23 protein-coding genes are annotated in these 26,196 nt (G+C 50.0%); 8 read left to right on the forward strand and 15 right to left on the reverse strand.

Going from position 1 to position 26,196, the window contains the following annotated elements; translation table 11 throughout:
- Positions 1 to 310: 310 nt before the first annotated feature.
- Positions 311 to 913, forward strand: coding sequence for a hypothetical protein (locus ACN0YH_RS16810; RefSeq protein WP_417380737.1), 603 nt, complete (start codon positions 311 to 313; stop codon positions 911 to 913).
- A 115-nt stretch (positions 914 to 1,028) separates the two neighbouring features.
- Here the strand turns inward: ACN0YH_RS16810 and ACN0YH_RS16815 are convergent, their stop codons facing one another.
- Together ACN0YH_RS16815 and ACN0YH_RS16820 are read right to left on the reverse strand one after the other, a co-directional pair.
- Positions 1,029 to 1,652, reverse strand: a complete 624-nt coding sequence (locus ACN0YH_RS16815; protein ID WP_417380738.1) for a hypothetical protein — start codon at positions 1,650 to 1,652, stop codon at positions 1,029 to 1,031.
- A complete protein-coding gene (locus ACN0YH_RS16820; RefSeq protein ID WP_417380739.1) occupies positions 1,652 to 2,977 on the reverse strand; it encodes an FG-GAP repeat domain-containing protein in 1,326 nt (441 codons plus the stop codon). Before ACN0YH_RS16820 ends, ACN0YH_RS16815 begins: the two co-directional genes overlap by 1 nt.
- A 341-nt stretch (positions 2,978 to 3,318) precedes the next feature.
- Here ACN0YH_RS16820 and ACN0YH_RS16825 point away from each other — a divergent pair, with 341 nt between their 5' ends.
- The gene (locus tag ACN0YH_RS16825; RefSeq protein WP_417380740.1) at positions 3,319 to 4,263 is read left to right on the forward strand and encodes a PQQ-binding-like beta-propeller repeat protein; all 945 of its coding nucleotides are present in this window, start codon (positions 3,319 to 3,321) and stop codon (positions 4,261 to 4,263) included.
- Positions 4,260 to 5,006, forward strand: coding sequence for a TlpA family protein disulfide reductase (locus ACN0YH_RS16830; RefSeq protein WP_417380741.1), 747 nt, complete (start codon positions 4,260 to 4,262; stop codon positions 5,004 to 5,006). The genes ACN0YH_RS16825 and ACN0YH_RS16830 overlap by 4 nt, the downstream gene beginning before the upstream one ends.
- A 23-nt stretch (positions 5,007 to 5,029) precedes the next feature.
- On the opposite strand, the gene ACN0YH_RS16835 is transcribed toward ACN0YH_RS16830, so the two are convergent.
- Both ACN0YH_RS16835 and ACN0YH_RS16840 read right to left on the reverse strand, forming a co-directional pair.
- Entirely contained in the window at positions 5,030 to 8,026 is a 2,997-nt protein-coding gene (locus ACN0YH_RS16835) for a M56 family metallopeptidase (protein WP_417380742.1), read from the reverse strand.
- Between the two features lie 10 nt (positions 8,027 to 8,036).
- Positions 8,037 to 8,432 (reverse strand): BlaI/MecI/CopY family transcriptional regulator, encoded by a 396-nt coding sequence (locus tag ACN0YH_RS16840; protein ID WP_417380743.1) that lies wholly within the window; start codon positions 8,430 to 8,432, stop codon positions 8,037 to 8,039.
- Positions 8,433 to 8,631: 199 nt separating this feature from the next.
- Between ACN0YH_RS16840 and ACN0YH_RS16845 the strand changes: the two genes are divergently transcribed.
- From ACN0YH_RS16845 to ACN0YH_RS16860, 4 genes are all read left to right on the forward strand, one after another.
- The gene (locus tag ACN0YH_RS16845; protein WP_417380744.1) at positions 8,632 to 10,128 is read left to right on the forward strand and encodes a hypothetical protein; all 1,497 of its coding nucleotides are present in this window, start codon (positions 8,632 to 8,634) and stop codon (positions 10,126 to 10,128) included.
- A gap of 135 nt (positions 10,129 to 10,263) precedes the next feature.
- A complete protein-coding gene (locus ACN0YH_RS16850; protein ID WP_417380745.1) occupies positions 10,264 to 10,653 on the forward strand; it encodes a BlaI/MecI/CopY family transcriptional regulator in 390 nt (129 codons plus the stop codon).
- Between the two features lie 11 nt (positions 10,654 to 10,664).
- Positions 10,665 to 12,134 (forward strand): M56 family metallopeptidase, encoded by a 1,470-nt coding sequence (locus ACN0YH_RS16855; RefSeq protein ID WP_417380746.1) that lies wholly within the window; start codon positions 10,665 to 10,667, stop codon positions 12,132 to 12,134.
- Between the two features lie 152 nt (positions 12,135 to 12,286).
- Complete coding sequence (locus ACN0YH_RS16860; protein WP_417380747.1) at positions 12,287 to 12,760, forward strand: hypothetical protein; 474 nt, start codon at positions 12,287 to 12,289, stop codon at positions 12,758 to 12,760.
- On the opposite strand, the gene ACN0YH_RS16865 is transcribed toward ACN0YH_RS16860, so the two are convergent.
- From ACN0YH_RS16865 to ACN0YH_RS16875, 3 genes are all read right to left on the reverse strand, one after another.
- On the reverse strand, positions 12,687 to 12,935 hold the full coding sequence (locus ACN0YH_RS16865; protein ID WP_417380748.1) for a DUF1697 domain-containing protein: 249 nt from the start codon (positions 12,933 to 12,935) through the stop codon (positions 12,687 to 12,689). The two genes, ACN0YH_RS16860 and ACN0YH_RS16865, sit on opposite strands and share 74 nt — an antisense overlap.
- Before the next feature lie 6 nt (positions 12,936 to 12,941).
- The gene (locus tag ACN0YH_RS16870) at positions 12,942 to 13,760 is read right to left on the reverse strand and encodes a class II glutamine amidotransferase (RefSeq protein ID WP_417380749.1); all 819 of its coding nucleotides are present in this window, start codon (positions 13,758 to 13,760) and stop codon (positions 12,942 to 12,944) included.
- A gap of 76 nt (positions 13,761 to 13,836) precedes the next feature.
- A complete protein-coding gene (locus ACN0YH_RS16875; RefSeq protein WP_417380750.1) occupies positions 13,837 to 14,478 on the reverse strand; it encodes a hypothetical protein in 642 nt (213 codons plus the stop codon).
- Positions 14,479 to 14,677: 199 nt separating this feature from the next.
- Here ACN0YH_RS16875 and ACN0YH_RS16880 point away from each other — a divergent pair, with 199 nt between their 5' ends.
- Positions 14,678 to 16,243, forward strand: a complete 1,566-nt coding sequence (locus tag ACN0YH_RS16880; protein ID WP_417380751.1) for a sulfatase — start codon at positions 14,678 to 14,680, stop codon at positions 16,241 to 16,243.
- A 54-nt stretch (positions 16,244 to 16,297) separates the two neighbouring features.
- Here ACN0YH_RS16880 and ACN0YH_RS16885 read toward each other — a convergent pair whose 3' ends face one another.
- The 8 genes from ACN0YH_RS16885 to ACN0YH_RS16920 form a co-directional block, all read right to left on the reverse strand.
- Entirely contained in the window at positions 16,298 to 17,866 is a 1,569-nt protein-coding gene (locus ACN0YH_RS16885) for an alpha/beta fold hydrolase (RefSeq protein WP_417380752.1), read from the reverse strand.
- 36 nt (positions 17,867 to 17,902) lie between these two features.
- Complete coding sequence (locus ACN0YH_RS16890) at positions 17,903 to 19,906, reverse strand: hypothetical protein (RefSeq protein WP_417380753.1); 2,004 nt, start codon at positions 19,904 to 19,906, stop codon at positions 17,903 to 17,905.
- A complete protein-coding gene (locus ACN0YH_RS16895) occupies positions 19,897 to 20,433 on the reverse strand; it encodes an RNA polymerase sigma factor (protein ID WP_417380754.1) in 537 nt (178 codons plus the stop codon). The genes ACN0YH_RS16890 and ACN0YH_RS16895 overlap by 10 nt, the downstream gene beginning before the upstream one ends.
- Positions 20,434 to 20,576: 143 nt before the next feature.
- Positions 20,577 to 21,113 carry a hypothetical protein gene (locus ACN0YH_RS16900; protein ID WP_417380755.1) on the reverse strand — a complete coding sequence of 179 codons (537 nt, stop codon included), beginning with the start codon at positions 21,111 to 21,113 and terminating at the stop codon, positions 20,577 to 20,579.
- A gap of 290 nt (positions 21,114 to 21,403) precedes the next feature.
- Positions 21,404 to 21,769: a GNAT family N-acetyltransferase gene (locus ACN0YH_RS16905; protein ID WP_417380756.1), complete on the reverse strand. Its 366-nt coding sequence runs from the start codon at positions 21,767 to 21,769 to the stop codon at positions 21,404 to 21,406.
- A 113-nt stretch (positions 21,770 to 21,882) separates the two neighbouring features.
- The gene (locus tag ACN0YH_RS16910) at positions 21,883 to 22,584 is read right to left on the reverse strand and encodes an SDR family oxidoreductase (RefSeq protein ID WP_417380757.1); all 702 of its coding nucleotides are present in this window, start codon (positions 22,582 to 22,584) and stop codon (positions 21,883 to 21,885) included.
- A gap of 166 nt (positions 22,585 to 22,750) precedes the next feature.
- Entirely contained in the window at positions 22,751 to 24,271 is a 1,521-nt protein-coding gene (locus ACN0YH_RS16915) for a sulfatase (protein WP_417380758.1), read from the reverse strand.
- 327 nt (positions 24,272 to 24,598) lie between these two features.
- On the reverse strand, positions 24,599 to 26,140 hold the full coding sequence (locus tag ACN0YH_RS16920; RefSeq protein WP_417380759.1) for a sulfatase family protein: 1,542 nt from the start codon (positions 26,138 to 26,140) through the stop codon (positions 24,599 to 24,601).
- Between the last annotated feature and the right edge of the window lie 56 nt (positions 26,141 to 26,196).

The following is a 26,196-nucleotide window of genomic DNA, read 5'->3' on the forward strand; positions in this document are numbered from 1 at the left end:
TCAGCGGTTGGAAACAGAGGTTTCCGGTAACGAATGTTTTTAAGACAGGAATAAATACATGGATTCGTGATCTGTGTTGTATGTCGTGTTATAATAACAGTTTATCTAGGTGGACCCAGAAGTGGAGGTTCCGGCTTTCACCTCTGTAGTTAAAACGCAAAACAGAAGCAGATTGCTACCAGCGAATTGAAAAAAACGAGTAAAATCAAATTCCGCGATTCACTTTCCATTTGGAATCAGGAGTTTCACTTTCCAACTGTTACAATATGAATGCAGGAAGTGATCACTCATCACATGAGAAGATACCAATATGATTATTCTTAGAGATAGAGACTGGAATCGCGACTACCGGGAGATTGTAATCGACAGTATCTTTGATTCCTTTCCGCCGGCGACTCATTTTGCTGATATTGACGGTGAACAGTTAGTACAGGAGCGGGGAGATGATTATGATGAAATCATCAGGGATTTTTCGCATAAAACCTGGGATCAGCTGGACCACGGCTTACTTTCGTATCACCATGAAGCGCCGGTATTTATGTCATATGCGGGTTTTCTAAAATTTCTGCCCGCTTATTTAGTTGATCTGTTCCATGAAGACACTCAGGTCGTACATTCCGTCTGGAACCGGTTACTGGAACTGGAGTGTGAACAATTACCGGTTCCACAGAGTTACGAATTAAATGACGATCAACTGGTCTGCTGTATTCTGGCTTTTGTCAGAGTCACTGATTTCCCCCTGGATACAATGATGCCTCAGCGAACCGAAGAAGAATACTTTCACAATCCCAGTCCGGAAGCGGCGTTTAATATCGTAACGCTGGGACTGCATCACGAACGCATCTCTGCCATCCGTACACAAATTGAAGCGATCAATGACAGCTTTGTCGGAGAACGCTGGGACAATGGGTAACGTTCGTTTTGAATGAAATCAGCGGCGTTGCCTGAAGAATTCCAGGCTGAATAGAGTTGAATTTACTGTCTTTGATTTGTACTGGGGTGACTCTGAGCTGTCTTGGCAGAGGGATTCACTTGATGCGGACAGTCAGCTGCAGCTTCTTGTGCGTTGGGCTCAAACAGCGATGCTCATCGCAGGCCTGGTATTGCACCTGACAACTTATATCATATTCACCCGGTTTGATATCTTCCCTGGCTTGAATCAATTGCTGAAATTCCACCCGGCCTGAATAAACGGGATGACTGTCAGCTGACAGAGACCGTCCTGAGGGGGGAGCCTGCCAGTCACCCTGTGTTTGAAAACCTTCAGGCAGAGCCAGCTTGAGTTGAGTGACAACGTTCACGGGTTGTGCATCCAGTGCCCGGATTTCCCACAAGGGGGCAATTTCGAATTTCACCGTCAATGGAAAACGCTCCCCCGCTTTTATTGTTTGCTCAGGAACTTCAAGAGTGACCGAGACCTGCTGATCCTCACTTCGATCAGAAACACCAGCCGGACTTGCCTGCTGACTTGCCGGCGGAACACTGGTTTCTACCTCTGGTTGATTTTCTGAGGAGCTGTTTTCTGAAATCGCTTTCGGGGCGGAAGTCTGTTCACAGCCGGAGACTGCTGATAGACAACAGGCCAGAAAAAACGGAAACATGATAGCGCTGATACAGAATTCGGGTTGTCGTTTCAGAGAGTGGTCGTTCATTATTTCCTCAAAAACAGCCAGACGTAACCATGTGATTTTGCCAGATCGAAACTGCGGTTTCCCTTGCGGTGCGTACTCGCCAAAAAAGGCTTCATCTGCTGTGCGAATTCTGCATCGTGCTTGTCATACGCTTTGGCTTCAGGGCTGTCTTTGATGGCTTTATAGGCTTTCGACCATTCTTTATCTGCTTTATCGCTATAGATTTCATCACCCGGATAGCGTTTCGCGAAATCTTCCCGCAAGGCTTTCATTTTATCGCCATACGCTTTGCCGACCGTTTCGGCTTCAGACAACATTGCTTTAACCTGTTGTTTCTCCTGCTTTGTCAAGTCGTCACGAAAATCATAAGTTGTATTGAAATCGCCGAGGAGGAGATCCAGTTTGCCATCCTGGTTATAGTCGACCACTTCGATCTGGGAGCGAATCCCGGGGGCAATGGCATCTTCCTTCCAGATGACCTGGTTATACCCACTCCCTTCATGTTTGGGGATGAGTATCTTTCCCTCGGCAAACTGCGGTGCTGATTTCGAACCGGTATTGCGGAACCAGGTGACGCTCCCCTCATCACTGCCTGCCAGGATATCCCACAAACCGTCCTGGTCCCAGTCGGCGATCACCGGGCAGCAGTGCTTTTCTACTTTCAGGGGTTTACCGCCGGCGTCGACTGTCTGGTTCTCATCAGCAAAGACATACTTTTTCGCATCCCCTTCATTAATTCGCAATTTAAGATGCCCGTCAAAGCAGCCAATCAGCAGGTCAAAATCACCGTCTGCGTCCCAGTCTACGGGAGTATAAAAACTGCCGAATGACTGATAATTCTGTTTCTGTTTGACACTGCTGCGCACGGGGACGCCGGCTTTGTCTTTCAACTCAATGGGGGCAGCGAATTTGTGATCGGGCAGTCCTCGAAAATAGTAACAGTAGCCCGGATCGTAGGAACTGCTGATGAAATCCCGGATGCCATCGCCGTCCAGATCGACAAATCGGGGCTGTCCGCCAACACAGCAGTAAATCCGCACTGCAGCGTCTTTACCTCCCGCCTGAACCTTTCCCATATCCATATAAACCGGCGCATCGCTGCGGCCGACGTTTTTGTAGTAACGAAACGTGCCACTGAAATCACCTACCATCAGGTCTTTCAGGCCATCCCCATCCAGATCTTCAATACAGGGACTGCTGTGTCCCCACGCAGCACCAGAATCAATGATCTTTCCCTCTGCTTTCAGGCGAACCGGTTGTTCAAACTGGTCATCCGCAAAGATCGAATCGGAAGAGATCAGGTAGAAACAGAAGACACATAATGAAAGCAGGCGGTCTGAAGTCATCGAAAATCCTCGCAGATGGTTAAGATGATGTTTCAATTGTTCCGTAGAATCCTCTCACCGTAAAGAGAGTCCGTGTGCCTGCCTGATTGTCTGTTTATTTATCATTTTTATTGGAGAATAAAGGTTTTGAATCAGCTACTCTTCAGGCTACTGTCGTTGATACGCCAGATCAACTGCGATTCAGGAATTCTGTCCAATGAAATTTACTGGAAAATCTGTCGATTCGAAGGGAAAGGGATGAAACGAATTCTGTTCTGTGTTCCCACTGAGTTGCTGGAAGGTTATGATACATAAGCTTTTGAGGTTCAATCTTCACTCGAATGTAAGGACCAGCAGTTATCATGAAACGTGCCTCGCAGTTTTTAGTAATGTTATTTACCTGCCTGCTGGTGACCGCAGTCGCGTCTGCAGAAAGACTGGTGCTGGTCAGCGCTTCCTATCAGAAAGACATCCTGGCGCTCTGCGCTGCCGATGGAAAAGTGCTCTGGTCTTACAAAACCGCAGGCCCGAAGAAAGGGCACGCGGGGCATCACGATGTGCAACTGCTACCCAACGGCCATATTCTGTTTCACGACAACTGGACCGGCCTGAAAGAGATTACCCTCGATAAAAAGCTCGTCTGGACTTACGATTCGGCGAAGATGAATGGTAATGCCGGGAAACGTGTCGACGTGCATGCGTTCTCTCGACTTCCCAATGGAAACACGGTGATTGTCGAGAGTGGTGTGGGGCGAATTATTGAAGTCGATCAGGACGGCAAGCTCGTGCATCAGTTCCCGCTCAAGAAAGGAGGGACACAGTCCACCCGCCTGATGCGGATCACGCCCGCTGGTACGTATCTGGTCTGCTCTGAACAGCCCGGGGTTGTAACCGAATACAATCGGGACGGCGAAATCATCTGGGAGTACCTGATCAAGACCCGCGTCTATGGCGCGATTCGATTAAAGAACGGTAACACGCTGATCGCATCCGGCAGTGGGAACAGTATTCGCGAAGTGAATCCGAAGAAAGAGACGGTCTGGGAGATTCAGGGCAAAGTGCCCGGGACGGAGATCGAACTCAAATGGACCACCTGTCTGCAGCAACTCGACAATGGGAACATCGTGATTGGCAACTGTCACGCCGGCCCGGAAAATCCACAGATCATCGAACTGGACGCCAACAGAAACGTGGTCTGGCAGTTCGACGAATTTGATCTGGTGGGCAACGGACTGGCCTGCTGGCAGATTCTGGATGATTCTCAGTCTTCCCTGATTCGTAAACAACTAAAAGTACAAAAACCATGAGTATTGCCACCTACAACTCGATTCTGTTTGCCCTGCAGATTGGTGCGTTCGTCGCCATTTGTGTGATGATTGTTTCATTTTTCGGGATGATCATTCAATGGACGACACCCCGACGAGGCCGCCACATTCTGCGACTTCTGCTCTCTCTGGGGATCATTGTCGGCTGCATCGTCGTGCAACAGTCAATTTTCTGGGGAATGTTGCTGCCCACTCTGCGTGAAGAGCAGATGGCAGAGCAAGCGGCGGGACGAGAGAAACAACTTGATGAATCTTCCGTTTTGAAGGTGGGGGACGAGGCTCCTGAATTTACCCTGGCGATGACGGATGACAAAGAGTTTTCGATGTCAGAGGCACGCGGAGATGTGGTGCTGATCAATTTCTTTGCAACCTGGTGTGGCCCCTGTCGCATGGAACTCCCTCATATCCAGAAAATCTGGGAAGAACGGCAGGAGAACCCCCGGTTTCGCCTGCTGGTCATCGGCCGCGAAGAAACGATGGAAGCTGTGAAGCTGTTCTGTGAAGAGAACGGATTCACTTTCCCTGCGGCCCCCGATCCGGACCGCGTCGTGTTTTCCATGTTTGCCCACGATCTGATCCCGCGGACGCTGGTGATCTCTCCGGAAGGAAAAATCATCTTTTCCCAGGCCGGTTTTTATGAACCCGATGTTCCGCGGCTGGAAGCATTGCTGGATGAACAACTGGCCGGTCTGCCAGAAGAGAACAGTAAACCTGCTGTGGAATGAATTAAAGCAGAGAACTGATTGAACTATTTCGATTTCTTCGCCGCCAGTGCTTTGTCGATTTGTTCGCTGATGATGTATTCCATGATCCGCAGGCTGACACTGGCTCCCTCTTCCAGGGAGAGTTCTTCTGAAGAATCCAGGGAAATCGATAGCTTATCTGCTGCATTCTGGAAGTACATCTCACCGAGTTCTCCATCCCAGAAACGCGGACCAAAGATCACGCGACCATCCGAATCGATCAGATAAAAGCTGAGATCGAGAATGCCGCCATGATATTGAAAATTGGTGGCACCTCCTGTTGGTGCGGATTGATCAATGGCGGCGTGCGTTTCAAAACCTCGGAACTGGTGGAAGGCGCGAATCTTTTCCTTGCTGGTGCCAGGGGGGTAGAGTTCCAGGAAGACGACTTCTTTTTCGTCGTATTTCGTATGGAATGCCTTAATAGTCTGTTTGATCATCTCAAGCCACTGTTGATTTTCCACTGGAATCTGTTCAAAATCAAAATGCATCACATCGCTCAGAAATGACAGAACCACAACCTTGCCGCGGAAATCTGCGAGATTCCGTGTTTTGCCATCCACCCACTCCTGAATCTGCAGGGGAGGCGCCTGCTCAAGGAAGTTGACGAATTTTGGAGCTTCTGGCTCAGGCTCAGAGGGCAGGGGTTGTGTCTTCCCCGTTACATATTTCTGCCCGTCAAGCTTGTTTTCATAAACAGTGCCCTCTGGAAACTGGAGTGCCAGCGTTTCCGGCTCAATCGATTGATTGGCTTTGATGCGGACGACTTCCCAGGTTTTACAGCGACCCTCGATAACAGGAATGGGTAGCTGTGCTTGCCTGGCCCGCTCTGCAGGTTTCAATTTATCAGACCGCTTTTGCTGTGTGGGGTAGTCCAATGTGTATTCCTGGTACTTAATTCGTACAGGGTAGAAACTGTTCGCCACCTGTTTGATCTCAAGTGTCTCCAGGTGGTGACTCAAACCAGAGATTAACTTATTGGACGGATCAACAACCCCCCATTCAATGCGTAAGGGCAGATAACCTCGGCTGGGATCGATCCAGGCTCGCATCCGCCAGCGCGACTCCTGCGAGCGTTGAGGATAGGCACTGAAACTGTCAACCAGAATGACGGATTGGCCGTTCAACTGGCTTCGACCTACGATCTTGTATTGATCGGGATTTTTTGACATGGAATCATCGAGTGAATACGTTGGCAATTTCTCATCCCATTGATATGCCTTCAGACCCAACGGCGCACTGGTGTGAAGGGAAGGCATCTCCTTCAGTTGATTTCCAATCGAAGCCTGCAGGGAACTGCGTTCTTTATTCCTGCCAAACCAGTGCCTCAGGGGAGGCTGGTTGGCCTTTGACCAGGAGATGAGCTTGATGGAGTCGTAGTGTTGATTTAGATTCTCCGGCGGCCAGACAGGCCCTTGATCTAATTTGGGATTCTGCTGTCGTTCACTGTCGGGCCAGTATGGCCAGCGCTGGTGAAATGAGGAACCATCGGTCCAGAAATAGCGTTGCTCGACTACTTTTTCTCGCAGTCGTTCCTGGATGGCTTCGGAAGTCAACTGTCGTTCAAGTTGCTGTTGCTTCAGTTGGTATGAAATATCCATAAAGCGAAATTCATCTTCACTGGGGACTTTGCCGTCCACAGTGATCTCGCTGCGATCCAGATTTGGAAACCGTTTAATCGCTTTCAGTACAAACTGGTCTCGTGTGATACAATTCATGTTTTCTTGTGATAGAACACGATAAGTCAGCTCTATTGGCAGCAGTTGCTGAATATTCGCGTGGTAACCATCCAGAATTTCTTCCACTGTGGGTACTGTGTCTTGAGCGACTTCAACACTGGTTTCCGTTTGTGAATGAACGGCGATAGGCGCAAAGGGGAGCAGTAGCAGCGCCAGCACTGCGATTCCTGTTTTTAATGGTCGCGAGAGACGACTGCGAACGGAGTCACACATGATGGATTTCAACCGTTGCTCCAGAAAATGGTGTGAACCCATGCCCGTTGCCGCGGTGATCGGCTGTGCCTGTGAGACGAATCCCATCGCTTTCACCAGAACTTCGGCATACGCACGCCGTTGGTTTGGAAGTGTCTGAATCACCCAGGCATCACAACAGACTTCTTCCGTGATACGAATTTCTCGACGCAGCCACCATAACAGCGGGTTCCACCAGTAGACTCCCGTGGTCAGCAGTTCCAGCAGACGGACCCAATGATCGCCCCGCCGATAATGGGCCAGTTCATGTAATAACAGTGTTTCCCGCTCCGCCTGATTCAGCTGAGCGAGCAGTTTCGCTGGTAAGATGATGCGGGCCCGACTGCAGAACACCCAGAGCAGCGGGGAAATATTGGCTGAGATCAATTCGATCCGCGGTACCGACTTTAAACCGATCCGGGCTGCCAGTGATGAGGCCTGTTCAATGAGATCGGCGGACGCCGATTGTGTGTGACGTAACAGGTTCTGAAAACGAAGAATGCGAATCGCTGCCAGCAGAAAACAGACGATACTTCCGGTTCCCCATGTGAGTATAAGCGCGGTCAGAAAAGACGTTTCACGCAGTCTGTTCCCCGAGAGGAAGCCGGGCATCCAATGCGAGTCTGCAGCATCGTTGCTGACATTAGATTGATTATTATTCAGATCGATTGAACTTGCTGGTGTCAGGGAGGTGGATGCTGCCTGGCGTTCTGACAGGTTTTTCAAGGGAGCCCGCGATTGCTTTAAAGATGATGACTCCACAACTGATGAGAGTTCCTGCTTGTCTGAATGATTTGTGAGTGTGTCTGCCTGTTTCTTGTCCGAATTGTCTTCGACGAAAACGGCTTCCGCCGGAAACAGTTCGATTTGTGGCTGCCAGTAAGCCGGCATGATGAGCTTGACGAGAATCAATACCAGCAGCAGATGGATAACCGCCGGGTTTTTGATCCAGCGGCGTAACAGCATGACCACGGCAAACAGGCCAGCTGCGATCAACACGTTACTGAGCATTCCATTCAGTGTCGGATTCATGACCATCTCCTTATGGTTTTTTGTTTTGCTTCGCCAGGTCGTCAATCAGATCCATCAGCACTTTCTGCTGCTTTTTACTGAGATCTTGATGGTGTGCCAACTGTGTCAGCAGTGGTGTAAGCGAGCCTTCACAGAGCGTCTCTGCGACTTCCTGCAGACGTCGTCCGACCAGATCGTCGCGAGCTACCGTGGCTTCATAGATGAAGGCAATGCCTGCGGCTTCACGCTGCACAAAACCTTTTGATTCCAGACGTTCCAGCAGCTTTTTGACGGTCGAGTAATAGGCGTCTACACGCTGCGGTTCCAGAATTTCGGTAATTTCGCGAATCGTGAGCGGCCCTTGACACCAAAGTATCTGCAGAACACTCAGTTCGGCTTCCGTGACATCACGCGATTTATTGACCATGAGTACCTCATTTGAACATAGGACATGCTGTCGCAGGTTAGGGTAGGACATGCTGTCTCAGGTGTCAAGATCTGCTTTGAGATAAATTGAGGAGATTAAAAGCGAGTTGCGTTCCCCACAGAATCTTGTTGGCAATTCCAATGCACTCGGTTTAGGATAGAGTTTCACAATTCCAGATCTCTCATTTTCACTGGTTTGAATGATGAAAGCACTTCACCCGTTGTTTCTGCTTGTTTTTCTTTTCATTACCAAGCCGATCTCTGCAGAAGATGAACAGAAGGCAGAGAAATATCTGCAGGTGGTACAAGCCTATGCAGATGCGATGCTGGAGCACGGAACTGACACTTATGGCAGTGTGAAATCTCCGTTGTTGCTGTCGATAATGCAGCGGACGAAGCTCAAACCCTTTGCTAAAATGCCTCCCGCGCCGAATGGCATTCGTCAGGGGGACCGGGTGACGACGCATGGCTCGAATGTGAATCTGGATCAAAATCTGTATCGAGTACTCTATGCGTTATCCGAGATCACCGTCGACTCGAAATATCAACAGGCGGCGGATGCTGCTTTAAAAACGTTTCTGGAAGTCACTCCGTCTCCCGAAACCAGATTGTTTGCCTGGGGTGAGCATCTCTGCTGGGATCTCAAAACCGACCGCCCGGGGACCTACGAAACCAAAGCCATTCATGAACCCAAGCGTCCGACGGTCTTGTTCGAAAAGTTTTATGAATTGAATCCTACGGCAACGATCAACTATTGTGACGGACTCTGGGAACATCAACTCTATACTGACAGGCAGGGGAGGAAGGACGGTAATTTCAGTCGCCATGCGGCGTATGATAAACATGATCCACGCCGAAATTATGACTTTCCTAAGGAAGGAGGCTACTTCATTCATGACTGGGCACGCGCGTATGCAAAAACGCAGAATCCCAGGTTTCTGAACTATATCGATGTGCTCGCCAGTCGCTATTTACGTAAGTTGGACAAACATCAAAACAATCTGATCGAATTTGACTCAATCCGTAATTATGCCGATACCTCAGCCAGTATTTCCCTGGCGATCGACTGCCATCATGCAGCGCAACTGGTGGGCCCTGGCGATCTGCAAGAGAAACTGCTCAATCTTTCGCAATCAATTGACACGGGTCTGCAGGGACTCCCGCATCAGGTTGATAGCCTCGGTTTCGTGGAATATGTAACAGCGGAACCCAGGTATCAACTCTATGAACACAAACAAAACGGCGGTTATTCTTTTCTGTGGAATATCAAATACGGACGGAAGACAACCGGCATGCTGGGAGTCCTGTTTAATAGTCGATTTAAGCAACTCCCCGAAGGATCAGAGAAGGATCGATACCGTGAGTTGATTCTGCAGGCAGCAAATCGCTATCTGAACAGTGAGCCTGATATGTCAGAGCGTCCCTGGCCGGTCGAGATCGGGATTGCCGTTTACCTGCAGCTGGCTGCTTATGAAATGACGAATAAAGACCAGTATCTGAACCGGGCCAGGTACTTTGCGCAACTGGGGCTCAAGCATTACTGGCCCGATTCACATCCGCTCCCCAAGGCCGATCCGCAATGCAATCATTATGAAAACGTGACCCGCGCGGATACCCTCGCACTCGCTCTACTCAAGTTGTATGTCACGGAAAAATCATTGCCAGTCTCACTGGGGATCAGTGATATCGATCGCTGACGCTGTGCGGTTGGGAATTCAAAAAAATAAATATTTCAGATTACAGTTGACTCTCATGCAAAATGCATTAACATCTAATGCAGAATGAATGAGAGGTTGAAGCCCTCTTCTCACGGTAAATCGTTGGAGCGGGAAATGCCTGAAAATGAAATCGATATTGATGTGACTGATACGGAGTTGTCCGTACTGGAAATACTATGGGCAACTCCAGAGGGCATTCCAGTGCGTGAGATCGTGCTGAAACTGTACGGCCGCCACGAACATTCACTGCATGGCGGGGTGAAGAGTTTTCTGGACCGTCTGATGGAGAAAGGTCTGGTGACCGTTGATAAGAGTGGATTTGCTCATCGTTTTTCAGCCGTTCTGGATCGCCAGGAGTTTGTGGGGCTGCAGTTAAAGAAAATGGCGCATAGTCACTTTGGCGGTTCTCTGGCACCAATGCTGCTCTCACTCGTAGATCAGGTCAAACTGAACGATAAACAGCGTGCTTCGATTGAGAAAATTATCAAAAACATCAAAGACTAGGGAGCGTTACGATGAATTATCTATTGTACTGTCTACTCTGGAATATGGTGTTCGTGACCGCAGCATCGTTAATCTTATCTCTACTGGGGGCAACCCGCTGTCTATATGAACGACCGGCATTACGGCATGGTCTCTGGATGCTGGTATTATTGAAGTTTGTGACGCCACCACTGTTTGCGGTTCCATTACTACCGGCAATGCAGGCGGAACAGCCAACCAGGACCGCGTTACCACCGATAGCAGAAAGTGATCGCACTGCGGAGGAGCAGGTCACTCCTGTTTCCGTTGAATCTGCAGAGTTCTCAGTTCATCAAAGCACGCACAGCAGCGACGGGAATCATGCTGGTTTAATTATTTCAAAAGCGCTCCTCTGTTTGAGTCTTTTTGTGACGTTGGTTTTCGCTGTTTTAGCGGTTGTTCAACAGTACCGATTGAAAAAAATATCAGCCCATTTTGCTGAACCGGAACAACGCCTCTCAGAGATGCTGCAGAGTGTCTGTAAATCCTGTCAGCTTTCTAATGCTCCCGATCTGGTTGTGGTCAATACAGTCTGCTCTCCGATGTTGTGGGTGGGGTTCCGTCGTACCACGATCATTCTGCCACGTGCATTAGCAGAGACCTTAAGTGAGGAACAGCTGTTACAGATTCTTGCCCATGAAATCGGACATCTGGTCCGTAAAGATTATCTCCCCAGTCTGCTGGCCTGTGGCGTCATTAGTCTGTTCTGGTGGAATCCCATTGCCTGGCTCGCACGACGGGAAATGTTTATTGCGGCTGAAACCTGTTGTGATGCGTTTGCGATCGATAAGACACCCGGCTCACGCCAGTCATACGCCAGAACGTTGCTGGCTGCCGTTGACTATGCTGTTCATGAGAAGACTGTGTTGCCAGTCTGGGGAACACAGTTTATCGAATCCCGTTCTTTGGAAAGGAGAATTACCATGGTTGCCAGTTCTCGTGTCAAAACAACTTTAACCCGTTCACATCGTGGGGCAATCTTATGCCTCGGCCTGCTTGCGTTGATGTTGGTTCCGGTCCAGGCTGATCAGAAGCGCATCTCCGGTGATCAGATTGCAGTCGAGCAAACCTCAAAAGAAAATCTTCCGAAAAACAAGCAGCAAGAGGAAGCAGAGTCCGATCCGCCCAACACCAGATCTGCTAATTTACCGACGATTCCAAATGTGAAGTTGATTTCCTGGTCGGGGGCCAAAACATCAAGCAGAGCTTATTATTTTAAGACCGTTCAGGCCGCTGGATCATTCGCAAAGCTGGTTGAAACATTTCAGCTTGCAGACCAGTTCAAAGTAGAGATTTCGGATACAAAACCCATGCTTACCGATCAGGATAAACGGATTTGTATCATGCCTGCTAACATTGCAAAACAACTTGAACTCGACGGGGACAAGTATGTGTTATTGCAAGGCACGCGAGAAGATCATTCACGGCTGGAGAAAGTGATGAGCGCGCTGGAAACGAAGTAAGTTCAAACGACCGATTTATCATCGGGTTTTCTGTCTGTTGCGTTGTACAGGATCTAAGTAGAGAAAGACGCTACTAAGACTTTAAGGGAAAACAGGTTTCCTGGGTGGGGGCCTGATGGGGTTCATCTTACTATGATCAGAGGAGAGCAGAGATGGTCGCTAACGATAGAACCAGGAATGGCAGGCTTCGATTGATGCAGGTTGTACTGACCATTGGTGGGACAGTCCTGCTGACAGGGTTGCTGCAGGCCCGGACGGACTCGGAAACATCTGAGGAATCGGGAGCGAAACCGGGGACGAGCGCGTATCATCAACCCCAGATCGCAGATGCAAGACTCGTCATCTGGGGAGTTGAAACTTCGATCAGAGCCTATTACTTCGAGACAGGACAGCAGGCAGAATCATTTACTGAAGCCACTAAGGTATTTCAAATAGCCACTCCCTTTAAACTGGTTGTCACGGAAGCCGAACCGAGAATGGCCGACTATGATAAACAGAGACTTGTGTTTCCGCCGAATTTTGTCGATCAGATAGAGCGTAAGGATCAGGTATTCATATTACTGAATGGCACACGTAAACAACATGACCAGCTCGAAGCGGTGATGCGAGCCGTGGGACGTGATTGAGGAGCTCATTACAAAAAGACTGACGAGAGGGGAAAAGCCGGAGTATAGGATCGATGGCCTTTAATCCAAGTTCTTCCAGCAGTGTGGTCAGTTCTTTCATCGGCGGGCGATTTATTCCACCGACGTTGATTCCGCGAAATAATGCCACAAACGAATTCACTGAAGATCCTTTCATCACTCTTTATGTTTTCGGGTTAAATGTGGTGACAGTGGTTGATCCCTGTTCCACTGTTAAGAGCGACGATTCGGGCACTTCTTCCCAGTGGGCGGTTAAATCGTCCAGTGGTTCCGAGACGATTATCACCGCGTCTTCAGGGAGAACTGCATAGGTCCCGTCCAGATCATGTAATGCTCTGAGATGGCTGCTGTGATAGAGTGTACGGGACTGTCGATTACTGGAATAGCGTACTGCCCAGATCCGTTCGCCGTCAGTGACACAGGCGCTGAAATAAACGGCTCCTTCGATTCCGGCTGCCTGGCGGGCCTGTTCGACGTGCCCTATTGTTCTGGCGAGAGCCTGGGGGGCATCGTCTTTTAAACCGAACGTCAACGCCAGGTAAAACAGGATCTCCGAATCGGTGGAGCCCTCAATCGCCAGGAATAATCCGGGATCGACGTCGAACAGCAACTGTCGTTTGAGTGAATGAAATTCGGGGATGGAACCGTTATGTTGAAACAGCCAGTTCTGGTAGTTGAAGGGATGACAATTGGTATTCTGGACCGGTGTGCCTGTAGAAGCGCGTACGTGTGAGAGGAACAGGCCCGCATGAATGTGTTCGGCCAGATGTAGAAAATTGGTATCATTCCAGGCAGGGTGTGTGTCGCGATAAACGCCTGGTGTCGGATCATCGCCATACCAGCCCACGCCGAATCCATCGCCGTTCAGACTTTCCACATTCTGCGTAGCATGCCGACTCTGGTCGATCAACGAATGATTGGGGCGGGTCAGAACATCACTCAGTCTGAGCGAGGGACCGGAATAAGCGAGCCAGCGGCACATGCGGGAATCTTTCTAAAACTCGAATGATGTGAACTCAATGCATCAGATCGAACAATTCTGATGAATCCAATTAATGTCAGGGGGAAGCTGTATTCACCTCGATGTATCGTGTCATCTTCTCAGCCTCCTGGGTCCCAAAGGTAGAGACTACCTGTTCTAAGAGTTTTTGATGGGTACTTTTATTGGGGACTGTACCGACCAGATAAACCTGAGCTGCTGAGGAGAAATTAGTTTTGAGATCTGGATAGTTGCCAGAGGCGAGCAGCGTTTCGAGTTTTTCAATTATTTCCGTAGTCTGTCGTTGCGTCGATCGTAATTCTTCAGTTAGGGCTCCCATCACGAATGCGACTGAACTGCAGAAAACCGTCAAAATAAGGGTCGCTGAAATCCAGCTCACTATCGGGATCCAGGACCGGCTGGCGGGAGGATGCGACCGTTTTTGTTCTGGAGTCGTTTCGGCAGTAGTTTGGCTGTGGTCCCGTAATGCAGCCCAGGCGAGTGCTCCCAAAGCGAGAAGTAATCCGACGCCGGTTCCCTGGGTTGCCCCTAATCGAATGCCGCCAATGAAGGGATCAATACGGGCTGCCCGCCCGGAGAAGAATACGGAATCGTAATAGTTTGGAAAGATAATGCTGATCATCAAGCCGGCGAGGCCGCCCAGTATGGCAAAAGTGACACAACTGAGTAAGACCGTCCAGAAAGATTCTTTCACTGTCATGTATCTGGTATCCCAACAGTGAAGTGTAACGCCTGCTGATTGATTCTAATCAAATGGAACAATCCGGGCAACAAAATACTAACTGGAACAGTGACTTGGTTAGACAGCAGCATCTGCAGACTGGTATATTAGGAGTCTTAAACCATCACCGGTTTTATTTCCCGTTCGGAGAATTCTGTATTAGAAAGATCGTCACACCATGAGTTCGCATTTTAACCGCTCACTGCGACTGGCTGTTGTTTTCTGTCTCGCTCTCTTTTTCAGTACCGCCAGCTTACAGGCTGCGAATTTACAAAAGGAAACGCAGACGCCTCCGAATATCGTGGTGTTTCTGGTGGATGACATGGGGGTGATGGATACTTCGGTTCCCTTTCTGACGGACTCTAAAGGACAGCCGAAACGCTATCCGCTCAACGATTATTATATTACCCCCAGTATGGAACGACTGGCGAAGCAGGGGATTCGCTTCAATCATTTCTACGCGATGAGTGTCTGTTCGCCGACACGCATTTCGATTATGTCAGGCCAGAATGCTGCCCGGCACCATGCGACCAACTGGATTAATCCCCGCAAGAATAACGCCGGGCCACAGGGACCTCCTGACTGGAACTGGGCAGGATTGAAGAAAGACGACGTGACCTTACCGCGTCTGCTGGAGAAAGCCGGTTACCGTACGATTCATGTGGGGAAAGGGCACTTTGGTGCAGATGGATTTCCCGGAGCGGAACCGCTCAATCTTGGATTTGACGTCAATATCGCAGGCGCCTCGTTTGGTGCACCAGGCAGTTATTATGGTATGAAGAAATTTGGTCGGGGAACCAGGCGGGCCCATCAGGCAGTGCCGCATCTGGAGAAATATCATGATACCGATATCTTTCTGACGGAAGCGCTCACCATTGAAGCCAATGCGACTCTGGCTGAAACCGTCAAAGCGGACCAGCCATTCTTCCTGTATATGGCACATTACGCTGTACATGCCCCCTTTGATTCCGATCCTCGTTTCGCCGATCATTACAAGGACTCGGATAAACCGAAAAATGCACAAGCCTTTGCGACGTTGATTCAAGGCATGGATAAATCGCTGGGTGATATCATGAATCATCTGGACCAACTGGGAGTGGCGGAAAACACGCTGATCTTATTTCTGGGCGATAACGGCTCCGATGCGCCGCTCGGACATCAACACGCGGTCGCCTGTGCTGCTCCCCTGCGGGGTAAGAAAGGGGCCCACTATGAAGGGGGCATGCGTGTGCCCTTCATCGCTGCCTGGGCCAAGCCGGATCCCTCGAACCCCAATCAGAAGCTGCTGCCGATCCCTCAGGACGCGCTGCAGACACAGATCGCTGCTGTGCATGATCTGTTCCCGACGATTCTGAACGTGGCCGATGTCAAGCCGCCACAAGGTTACATCGTAGATGGTCAACCGCTCAATCAACTGCTCACCGGCAAGTCAGATAAAACACATCGGGATACCTTTCTGATGCATTATCCTCACTCGCCACACCGCAGTAATTACTTTACCGTTTACCGCGATGGAGACTGGAAAGTCATCTATCACTACGTGCCTTCGAAAGGTTCCGAAGACTCGCATTATCAGCTGTATAACCTTGCGAAAGATCCGTTTGAGCAGCATGATCTGGCGGCATCAGAGCCCAAACAGCTCAAGCGCATGATGCAGTCGCTGATGGAAAGTATGGAACAGCATGCAGCGCTCTATCCCACCACAAAAGAGGGTAAACAACCGCTGAAGCCGAAAATGCCCTGATTGTTTAGGGAAGACTACTGGGGATTCCGCGATTGAGGAATCGTTACCCGGAACTCAGTCAATCAACTGGGAAAACAGGGAGGGGGCTCCAGTTGCTTGAAACTGGAGCGGCGGTAAAGTGATTCTAGCAGGGATGTGTTGATAGGCGTCTGTCGGGTTCTGTTCGTTAAAGAAGTCGGTCAGGTATTTCAGGAAGCGGGGATCGAAACTCGCAGCGTGATGATTGGCCGCGTGAGTTCCTCCCTCGATGGTGAGCAGATGCCCGTGGGGGAAATACTTCAACAGTTCTTCCGCATTTTCAACAGGCGTCGATAAATCCAGTGTCCCATGAATGAGCAATACTGGTGTCTGGCTGATTTCAAATTGACGAAAAGCATCATCCACTACAGGCGTGGGAGTCACCTTCCGTGTGGCTGTATAAAACCAGTTGACATCACCTAACCAGCGACGGGCTGCTTCGTCCTCCAGTTCGAGTTGACGATTGTCGGTAATACCCAGACTGTGGTCAATCAATGTCAGTTGCAGGTTATATCGCTTCACCTCAGGTCGATCATCGATAATCTTCGCTGCCAGATACTGGTAATCCTGATCATAAAGTTCCAGAACCATTTTCGGCCAGAGTTCCAGCATGTTGCGGGAATGGAGGCGTGAATTCAAAATCGGCTTTGTCAGATAGTAGCGAACATCATCGACGCCGATGACAACCTCAGTTGTCCCTCCTCGACGCGGATGTTTGCCGCGCACGCGTACCGGCTGTTTCTCCAGCCGTGTCAGCACGGTCTTTAAAGCTCCCAGTAATCCTGCTTCTGGCAGTTTGATCGTTCCGGAGGCACGGAGTTCGTTTTCGACTCGCTGGAAGACGTTCCAGATCCCGTTGGCACTGTCATAGGTATGATTGAGCGGTTCTACCCCCGACAGCATCATGCGTTCGACCTGTTCGGGATGCTGCTTCAAGTAGGCCAGTGCCCACTGCGATCCAAAACTGCTGCCTCGCAAGGCAATCTGTTTATAACCGCAGGAACGCCGAATCGCATCGACGTCTTCAACCAGATGCAGAATATCATATCCCCGGAGATCGAACTGCAGTTTCTGACAAGTGAGAATCGAATTTTGTAAACCTGCCTTCAAGCGTGCGCCTGCCTTGTCAAAAGACAATGCTTCCAGGCGTTGACCCGGTTGCGCAAAACACAGTTCAGGCAGTTGGTGAATTCCCGGCACATGGCTGTTCCCACGCTGATTCACAATGACAACATCACGCGTCTGGTTGTAGGCACGCATTTCAGCATATTTGTTATACCGTTTTTGCTGTAATCCTGCTGTAATCTGTTTGGCCGTCACCGCTTCTCCCGGTCCGCCGGGCAGGAAGAAAACCGGTGGCTGCCCGGTGGGCTCTCGTGCAGGGAACCGAAAATAATGCACAGTGATGTTACGACTGTTGGCAGCGGTCCGGTTTTCGGGGACCACAATCAAGGCTTCTTCTCCTTGTAGTTGTGCTCCAAACTGGCATGGCTGGATGAGACTGGTACCCACTGCAGGAGCAGTCTGCGCTGCAGTCGAAGCGGTGTTGGAAGAGATTCCGACGACGACCAGGAGTAAGAAGAACCGCGCGAATTGTACGAGCATAACGGTAACCCCGAAATGAATATAGGATCAGCAGTTTCATCCTAACGCAGAATCTTCCCTGGTACCAGAATTATCTTTACGAGGCAGGGGGGACGACAGAGTCGCATAGAGACACAAAGCGACCAGCAGCATTGCCGCGAGCAGGCTGCGTTCGTAGTAGAGCCATTCGAATAACGTCGGTTGAGTTGCTCCGGGCAGACGATTCAGGCGATCGAGCGTCACCGCGGCGATCCATTTACGGTTTGCAGGTCGAAAATTGAGCGGACGCAGGTAAGATCGGACCCAGTTTAAATCGAGCCCCTCGGGAATACCATAGATCTGCATCAGTTCGACCGCATCTGAAGTTGCCAGCATTGATGCTGACACGCCTTGATACTTTTCGAATCCTCCAGCGATCTGGAAAGAGTGGGTCTGTGTGCTGTGAAACTCGCGTAGCCACTGATGGACTTGCTTGCGGTATTTCTCACGGTCGATGGGACGGTCGATCACCTCTAATAACTGTGTCACGCGGAGGGCAGTCTCCAGCATATCAGACGTTTTGACGACCGGGTTTTCAAGAGTGACCAGTAACCGCTGCTCTAGAAAGTCCCGATCCTCAGATGAGAGTTGATTACTATCAGCCAGGGCATAGAAGACCCAGGCGTTCTGATTCAGGCCATAGATTCTACGTGGTTTTCGTGAGTTGGCTACAGGCAGTAGTGATCGGCATTTTTGTTCCAGATCGGGAAGTGTATCAATCTGGTCGGGGCGCACGAGTCCTACCCGGAACGCACTGCCCAGAGTAAAGGTTAACAGAGCTTGATCGGTGGCGATTTCGTAGTCTAATACTTTGCGGGCGCGGGACAAATCTGGATGAAGTCCTTGTTCGATCGTCCAGCGCGCCGGGATCTCCCAGTTACGAAAAGTAATCGAGGGGTAAGGTCCTTGCTCAAATGCTTCCACGTAGTGCAAAATTCGTGCTGGTGTCGCCGGCCACCAGATCGTATTGGTGAGCCAGAGCAAAAACGGAAGAGTGATGCAGACATAGAGTACTCCCGGTATCCATTCAGGACGTGCCACGTGTTGTGTAGCGCCCCCCTTTCTGGAGCGTCTAACATAAGCCCAAAGCACTGCAGATATTTGAACGGCAATCATGACAGCAAAAATCAACCAGCCATATCCGCCAAAAATAGCAGGCTGGTTATAGACCGGTTTGCGAAACGGGGAAAGAACAATCAGTAAGAGGACATTAGGGATAAGAAACGTACAGAGTATAACGAGCCAATGAGGGGATTTCTGTTTAGACTCGAATGCCGTTCTCCCTCCCATGCGTGCCATACTGGTGATCACAATCGGTAGCAGGATCAAGGTGCCTGAAAGAAGGACTGCGGCGATCAGTTTTTGATCGACGAAATGAATCCCGCTTAGGGCTCCATAAGTATTCTGCATTGTCATACTAAGCAAGAGTAAGCCTGACAGACAGGACTGTGCGATCAGCAGTCGATTACCGATCCCGTGTCGGGCAAAGCTGGAGAGGAAATACAGCAATAAGCCGAAGGAAGCCAGCAGAATCAGGAAGAGAAGCCACGTCGCTCCGATCATCGGCAGGATGAGGACGGCTGCAAATACCGTGAACGCGCCCCATCTGTGGGATCGCCACCATTGGCGAACGGCTGCCTGCAATTCCTTCGCGTCGCTAATGTCAGACTGATTCTCTTGCTGCACTTTGTGAATTTTCCTGGTACTGAAAAAGGTCGCCCCGACTAACAGAAATAAACTGATCGCGGGTAGCGCCGCATACCCCAGCAGCTTCTGGGGCAGCGTTAGTGACGAGAGCGTGGCGCCTCCCCCGGCAATCTTACCGCCGGTGATCAATGGCCAGGGAATGAATGTAGCGGCGACTGTCAGTACTGGATCGTCGGTTTTCTGAGACTCATCCTGAAGAGGTACCACACCCATTTCGATTCGGGCGCGGATGCCTGCTTCAAATTCGTTGGCGTCAACTTGATACGGACGAAGTGCTGCTCGTAAGTCAGATTCGGGAACAAGTTCTACAGGCATAACAGCATCCTTCCTATTTGAGACGTCGAGACTGTTCCATCAAGTATCCGTCGTAAAGAGCGACGTGCCTGATAAAGGCGACCTTCGACCGTCTTTTCGCTGAGCGACAACAATACTGCGACTTCTTTGACGCTGGTTTCTTCCAGGTAATGCATCAGCACAACTTGACGCTGTTTGAGAGGCAGTTGATCAATGGCGCTGCGTAGTTTTTCCAGTTGGGGCGCCGGTTCCGGATCAGCAGGAGCGGCGACCGATTCGAGGGTCGTGGCTTCCACAGACACAACATGGTTTCGACGTCGTTTGCGACTGCGGGCCCAGTTGCGATAGCGGTTGCGGGCCACACCACTCAGCCAGGGCCCAAAAACCTCAGGCTCCGACCAGAGTCCGCGACAGGATTCACGACTCAGGTACGCTTCGGCAAAGCTGTCCAGGGCAATTTCCGTAGCGTCATTCCAGGGAGCCCCCCAGGAAGCGATCAGGCCTACCAGAGGGCCGCGATAGAGTTCAATTAGCTGTGTCAGGTCCATGTTGATCCTTTCTCTATCAAAGTAGTTACCGGACCTGCTGACGATCACACAAAAAAATTAGAAATACTTATGATTTCAGAAAGAAATAAAACTGATATGTCGTTCTTTACACTCTTTACACTTTTTTTAGTTGGAATGTGTGTTTACTGAGTCGATGAATGATTATCCTGAGATGGGAAACTACGTTCCTTGTCACTCCAGAATCTGCCAATTTCATTGGCGAAACGCCACCAGCAGCGATCCTCTTCAAAATGCCTGTAGTCCCAGCGAGGCCAGTTCTCTTCACAGACGATTCGAGCAGCCAGGCAGTGAATGGTCTGTTGATCACGCCAGTAAACCAGCCGACGATGTCCTGATACCTTTTTAACCAGGCCTCCTCGGTATTGAATTAAATTTGTGTAACGGGCTACCTCAAAAAATGCTTCGCAAATAGATGCAGAGTGTCCATAAATTTTAATATAACGATCTGAATAGGAATCCGTCACAAAACGGGACCAGTCCGGTAATCGCTCGGATTCCCAAAGCGCTCCGCCTGTTGACGTGAGTCGAATTCTGCGATCTGGTTGAGAATCATAGTTGAGACAGTCTTCACCTGTGATAATTCCCTTCTGCTCAAAACGGTCGAGGGTTTCATGCAACAATTCGTCAGGAAGATCATGGGAAGGATAGTTGTATTGCATCGGAAAGATCTCCCGCAAGAAAAAACTGCGGAGACCTCCATCAAGGGCAGCGATATCTAATAACAACAGTTCTGAATCTGTGAGTTCAGATATTCCAGTACGCGGGATAGTATTCATCATTTTCGCTACGACTGTGTGACGCCGTTGACTGATCAAATTCAAGTAAATCAATTTGGTATGAATTAGAAATTATAGATAAAACACTGTTATTGTATGGAATAATTCATTCTATGTTACATGACTTCATCCACGATGTCGCGAGATACTCAAAAACAAATAAGCCAGCTTTGTTATCGGTCAGCTATCTCTCGCAGATGGGTGCAATCAGGATCACCTTCCACACGCCGGAATCCAAGGGCACGATAAAAAGCATCGGCTGCCGGTGTGTCAGTACGGAGACGTAGTTCATCGAAGACACCATGGCAGCGAAGCTGGATGGCATCGACCAGCAGGCGTCCGATTCCTGTGCGTCGACTGTCTGCTGAGACATATAATCGTCTGACCCGCCCCACACGGTCGCTGTTGCTGTACGGATCACGGTTCAGACCACATACGCCCACAACCTGCTGGTTCTGCATTGCCAAAAGCAGTATTTCGCCAGCCTGGTCAAATCGATTTGTTCCCTCTTTCCATTCCTGTTGCAGACGATCGAGCATGTGAAATCCCTCTGCTCTGGATTCGTGTACCAGTGAATTTATCTGATAGGGATCTTTCAATTTATGCAATGTGATCAACTTGAAACCGTTTCTGAATGAGAAAATTCGAATGGTTAAACTGATCGAGTCAGGCCGCCATCAATGCGGAGATTTTGTCCGGTGATGTACTTTGCACCGTCGGAGACGAGAAAGGCGACAGTTTCCGAGATTTCGTCCATGGTTCCATAACGTCCCATTGGAATGCGCTGTCGCCGTTCTTCCGTTTCGGGCAGGCTGTCAATGAATCCAGGTAGAATGTTATTCATACGAATGTTATCAGACGCGTATTGATCGGCATATAGCTTGGTGAACGCGGCCAGGCTGGCTCGAAAGGCACCCGATGTGGGGAACAGGGGATCGGGTTCGAATGCTGCAAATGTGGAAATATTGATTATCGGACCGCCTCCGCGAGACGCCATGATCGGAGTGACCAGCCGCGCGATACGCACGACATTGAGAAAATAGACGTCCAACGCCTGATGCCAGTCGTCATCGCTGATTTCCAGGATCTGTCCTTTGGGACCATGGCCCGCGCTGTTAACAACCACGTCGATTCCTCCAAAGGAATCGACGGCGGTCTCTACGAGTTGTTTTAAATCATCCGGGTTTTGATTCGATCCGGTGACACCAACACCGCCCAGTTCTTCAGCCAGCGCTTTACCGCGACCTGAGGAAGAGAGGATCACAACCTTAAATTCCCGATCAGCAAGCTTTCGCGCAATCGCAGCACCCATTCCGCTACCAGCCGCTGTAATGACTGCAACTTTATCTGACATCTGAAACACCTTTTACTTATTACTTAATGTTGAATTATATGAAGACCACGAGTTGATACCTGATCACATCCAATAAAGGTTATCAGATTTCACGTTGAAATACGTGTCTATAGTCTAGTCAGCAACCGAACGGTTATGAATTGCTTTAAATATTCGGGTACCAGAATTACTCCTTGGCCCGCCAGTTGGCAAAGGAATCGATATAGGACCAGCGAAAATCTTTTTGCTTGCGGTATTTCATATCGCGGTGGTCGAGCTGTTCCTTGACGAACGCCTCTAGATTCACGGGGTCGAGAAAAGGGTCGCGGGTCTGTTGCTGCAGTTTAGTTAAAGCGTTGATCAGTCGAGTCTTCACCATCGTATAATCAGGGTCATCGGCGAGATTTTTCCACTCGCATGGATCTTCCTGCAGGTCATATAGTTCATAGCGAGGTGGTTGAGACCAGCGAGCCAATGCCTGTTTTACCTGCGGAGAAATTGTATTCTGGTCGGCGGCGGTTGCTCCAGAAATAACAAAATGGGGATGTGATTCGTCGAGATAGCTGCCGGCGATCAGATTCTCCGTCCCCGGTCGTGGATTGGAAATCAGTTTATATCTCCCATCGCGGAGTGCATGCTGGATGTAACAGTTCCGCGGAAAAGAACCGGTCGTAAAGCCGAAAATATAGTCACGCCAGTTCTTGACAGGTGCGCCTGTGAGTAAAGGTGTCAGATCACGTCCTGCCAGCTCTTCGGGAATCTCTCTTCCCGCAGCCGCGAGGGCGGTCGGTAGCAGGTCCAGGGTTGAAGTCAGTTCCTTCCGCACCATTCCCGGTTGTGTTTTCCCTGGCCAGGAGACGATGAGGGGGACGCGGAGCCCACCTTCATAGACACTTCCCTTGCCGCGTGGAAACTGGGCTCCATGATCGCCGATGTAGAATATGAGTGTGTTTTCGGTTGCTCCCGCTTTATCGAGTTCGTTCAGCAGTAAACCCACTCCCGTATCGAGACGGGCCAGACAATTATAGTAGTTGGCTACCTGTTTTCGCAGACGTGGCGTATCAACGCCGACCCAGGGCATCGGTTTCACATCGTCGGCAGTCAGGGGGTGGGCTGGTCGTCCATTCGCTTGTTGAATGAAGGGGAGATGCGCATCGGGAAAGTTGACGGACAGAAACCAGGGCTGGTCTTTCGTTCGCGCAAAGAATTTCGCCGCTTGAGAGGCGTAAGCGGTCACCGGTTCCCGGCGATTGAAATTCGCAGAGCGGATCGCGCGAAAGTCAAAGGGAAACGCGTTTTCGGGATTTACATGGAGTTTTCCGATCAGCCCCGTTTGATAACCCTGTTCCTTCAACAGCGTGACAAAATTGGGGGTCTCCTTCTGGTACAATGCAAATTTATGCGTTGCCAGGCCGATCTGACCATTCTGATGTGGGTATTTCCCGGTCAGGAAACAGGCCCGCGAAGGCGAACAGACCGAGTAAGGCACGAACGCGTTTTCAAATCGAACTCCCTGTTCCGCCAGTTGATCCAGGTGCGGCGTTTTCGCATACGGGTCGCCGTAACAGCCCAATTCTGGACCATTGTCTTCCGAAACGATTAACAGAATATTGGGGGGCTTCGCAGCAAACGCAGGATGAGTGAACAATCCTAACAGGAATAATAATAACAAGGGAAGACAAGCTGATTTCAGAGAGTGTTGCGTCATGGCGATGTTCCCTGGTTTATTCGAGTGTGTATTCTGAACCTTAGTACGGATCGTTGAATCCGTTTATTCTGCCAGAATCATGTTACTCAAGCCAGCAATTAACAAAATATAACAGTCAATCTGAATCATATTTCGCACGTTAGAAGATATTTAAAGAGGCCAGCAACAGCTGCTACCAGTTGCCGACAGTTACTGAGTATGACAGAAAAAAATCGCTCCGACTGCATCACAAATGAGGGCATTTGTTTTTAAATATCCTCATTGATTATAGAAATTCTGTATCCATCGGTCAGGGAAGCGCTTCGAGAACTTTAACTGGTGAGCTTACTATTTCTGGACTTGTTCCAGAATTGCTGAAAGTGACTTCACAACTTCTGGATGTTTTTGCCAGACGTTCCTTGTTTCTGAGGGATCCTGTTCTAGATTGTAAAGCTGTCCCGTTGGTTCTCCTTCTTTCGGCTTGATTTCACGTGCGCGGGTGAAGCCGCCGGAACCACGTTTGGGAATCATTTTCCACGGTCCCTGTCGAACGGAGAAGTGACCCCACAGTGAATGATGGACGGCATAATCTCGCAGTGGCGTATCACTTTTCTTGCCGAGCAGGGCGGGTAGAATATTAACGCTGTCCTGTGCAGCTCCGGCAGGCAGCTTTGTATCAGTAATCGCGGCGCAGGTTGCCAGCAGGTCGGTCAGTTCCACCAGCTCATCGCTGGTGGAATCGGCGGGAGTCTGTCCGGGCCAGCGGACGATGAAGGGGACCCGATGGCCGCCCTCCCAGATATCAGCCTTCGTACCGCGGAGGTGAGCATTGCCCTGATGCCCGCGGTCTTTGACATACTGCCCACGGTGATTGGGTTTGTAATGTTTGAGGTCATCCGTTTCCTGGGGCGTCCACCAGTGATACAGTCCGCCATTGTCAGAGGTAAACATCACCAGCGTGTTATCTTCCACACCGGTACGCTGCAGGGCATCCATAATTGCTCCGACAGTCGCATCCACCTCGAGCACAAAATCACCATATTCGCCGGCGGCACTTTTGCCTTTAAATTCGTCGTTGGGTACCAGCGGCAAATGCGGCGCGGTGAGCGGGAAATACAGAAAGAAAGGCCGTTCGGGAGATTGCTTCGCCTGTCGCTCAATAAATTGCACCGCTTTCCCGGTCAGGGTGGGCATCACGCTGCGGATTGTAAAATCGGGAGACCGCATGCCTTGATCGACGGAAAGAAATTCGGTCTGAATCCGTTCCGAGGGAATGGTAGGAAGAATTACGGGTCGATCGTTTCTGATGAAACAGAAAGGAGACATATTCAGTGAAGCCGAGATGCCGAAGTAGTAGTCGAAGCCGTTGGTCAACGGTCCGCCGATAATCGGTTTCGTGTAATCCACGTCATCTCCCACGCGGGGGCGCTGACGTCGGTCGATCGGAACAGCAGGAATCGGCTGGCCATTCTTGTCTGTCCACTGCATGCCCAGATGCCATTTACCGACGCACGCCGTATCGTAACCCGCTTTTTTCAGCAGAGAAGGGACGGTGACCTGGTCCTGTTCGATGAGTGGCGGATCGAAGCCGTCCAGTACCCGATATTTCAAGCGGGTTCGCCAGCAGTAGCGGCCTGTCAGAATACCATAACGGGTTGGCGTACAGACGGCAGATGGCGTATGAGCGTCGGTAAACTTCATCCCTTCCACCGCCAGGCGATCAATGTGAGGTGTTTTGATTTTCGATTCCGGGTTGTAGCAACTGACATCACCGTAACCGAGGTCATCGGCAAGTATGTAAATGATGTTCGGTCTCTCGCCGGCGTATGTTGCTGTTTGAAAAAACAGGACGATGAGGACGACGCGGAGTATGTATTTACATAATGTCATTATCAAGTTCGACTTTCCAGAAAAAATAGTTTCATTGATATCCATTCACTATACGG

It is taken from the genome of Gimesia sp. (assembly GCF_048262075.1).
Lineage (GTDB): Bacteria > Planctomycetota > Planctomycetia > Planctomycetales > Planctomycetaceae > Gimesia.

Excerpts from the sequence above, each read along its gene's own strand:
- ACN0YH_RS16915 (WP_417380758.1), bottom strand. The coding sequence starts at position 24,271 with ATGACGCAACACTCTCTGAAATCAGCTTGTCTTCCCTTGTTATTATTA.
- ACN0YH_RS16810 (WP_417380737.1), top strand. The coding sequence starts at position 311 with ATGATTATTCTTAGAGATAGAGACTGGAATCGCGACTACCGGGAGATT.
- ACN0YH_RS16895 (WP_417380754.1), bottom strand. The coding sequence starts at position 20,433 with ATGGACCTGACACAGCTAATTGAACTCTATCGCGGCCCTCTGGTAGGC.
- ACN0YH_RS16820 (WP_417380739.1), bottom strand. The coding sequence starts at position 2,977 with ATGACTTCAGACCGCCTGCTTTCATTATGTGTCTTCTGTTTCTACCTG.
- ACN0YH_RS16830 (WP_417380741.1), top strand. The coding sequence starts at position 4,260 with ATGAGTATTGCCACCTACAACTCGATTCTGTTTGCCCTGCAGATTGGT.
- ACN0YH_RS16875 (WP_417380750.1), bottom strand. The coding sequence starts at position 14,478 with ATGACAGTGAAAGAATCTTTCTGGACGGTCTTACTCAGTTGTGTCACT.
- ACN0YH_RS16905 (WP_417380756.1), bottom strand. The coding sequence starts at position 21,769 with ATGCTCGATCGTCTGCAACAGGAATGGAAAGAGGGAACAAATCGATTT.
- ACN0YH_RS16920 (WP_417380759.1), bottom strand. The coding sequence starts at position 26,140 with ATGACATTATGTAAATACATACTCCGCGTCGTCCTCATCGTCCTGTTT.
- ACN0YH_RS16840 (WP_417380743.1), bottom strand. The coding sequence starts at position 8,432 with ATGGTCAATAAATCGCGTGATGTCACGGAAGCCGAACTGAGTGTTCTG.
- ACN0YH_RS16910 (WP_417380757.1), bottom strand. The coding sequence starts at position 22,584 with ATGTCAGATAAAGTTGCAGTCATTACAGCGGCTGGTAGCGGAATGGGT.
- ACN0YH_RS16880 (WP_417380751.1), top strand. The coding sequence starts at position 14,678 with ATGAGTTCGCATTTTAACCGCTCACTGCGACTGGCTGTTGTTTTCTGT.
- ACN0YH_RS16845 (WP_417380744.1), top strand. The coding sequence starts at position 8,632 with ATGATGAAAGCACTTCACCCGTTGTTTCTGCTTGTTTTTCTTTTCATT.
- ACN0YH_RS16815 (WP_417380738.1), bottom strand. The coding sequence starts at position 1,652 with ATGAACGACCACTCTCTGAAACGACAACCCGAATTCTGTATCAGCGCT.
- ACN0YH_RS16885 (WP_417380752.1), bottom strand. The coding sequence starts at position 17,866 with ATGCTCGTACAATTCGCGCGGTTCTTCTTACTCCTGGTCGTCGTCGGA.
- ACN0YH_RS16850 (WP_417380745.1), top strand. The coding sequence starts at position 10,264 with ATGCCTGAAAATGAAATCGATATTGATGTGACTGATACGGAGTTGTCC.
- ACN0YH_RS16860 (WP_417380747.1), top strand. The coding sequence starts at position 12,287 with ATGGTCGCTAACGATAGAACCAGGAATGGCAGGCTTCGATTGATGCAG.
- ACN0YH_RS16865 (WP_417380748.1), bottom strand. The coding sequence starts at position 12,935 with ATGAAAGGATCTTCAGTGAATTCGTTTGTGGCATTATTTCGCGGAATC.
- ACN0YH_RS16900 (WP_417380755.1), bottom strand. The coding sequence starts at position 21,113 with ATGCAATACAACTATCCTTCCCATGATCTTCCTGACGAATTGTTGCAT.
- ACN0YH_RS16855 (WP_417380746.1), top strand. The coding sequence starts at position 10,665 with ATGAATTATCTATTGTACTGTCTACTCTGGAATATGGTGTTCGTGACC.
- ACN0YH_RS16870 (WP_417380749.1), bottom strand. The coding sequence starts at position 13,760 with ATGTGCCGCTGGCTCGCTTATTCCGGTCCCTCGCTCAGACTGAGTGAT.
- ACN0YH_RS16825 (WP_417380740.1), top strand. The coding sequence starts at position 3,319 with ATGAAACGTGCCTCGCAGTTTTTAGTAATGTTATTTACCTGCCTGCTG.
- ACN0YH_RS16835 (WP_417380742.1), bottom strand. The coding sequence starts at position 8,026 with ATGAATCCGACACTGAATGGAATGCTCAGTAACGTGTTGATCGCAGCT.
- ACN0YH_RS16890 (WP_417380753.1), bottom strand. The coding sequence starts at position 19,906 with ATGCCTGTAGAACTTGTTCCCGAATCTGACTTACGAGCAGCACTTCGT.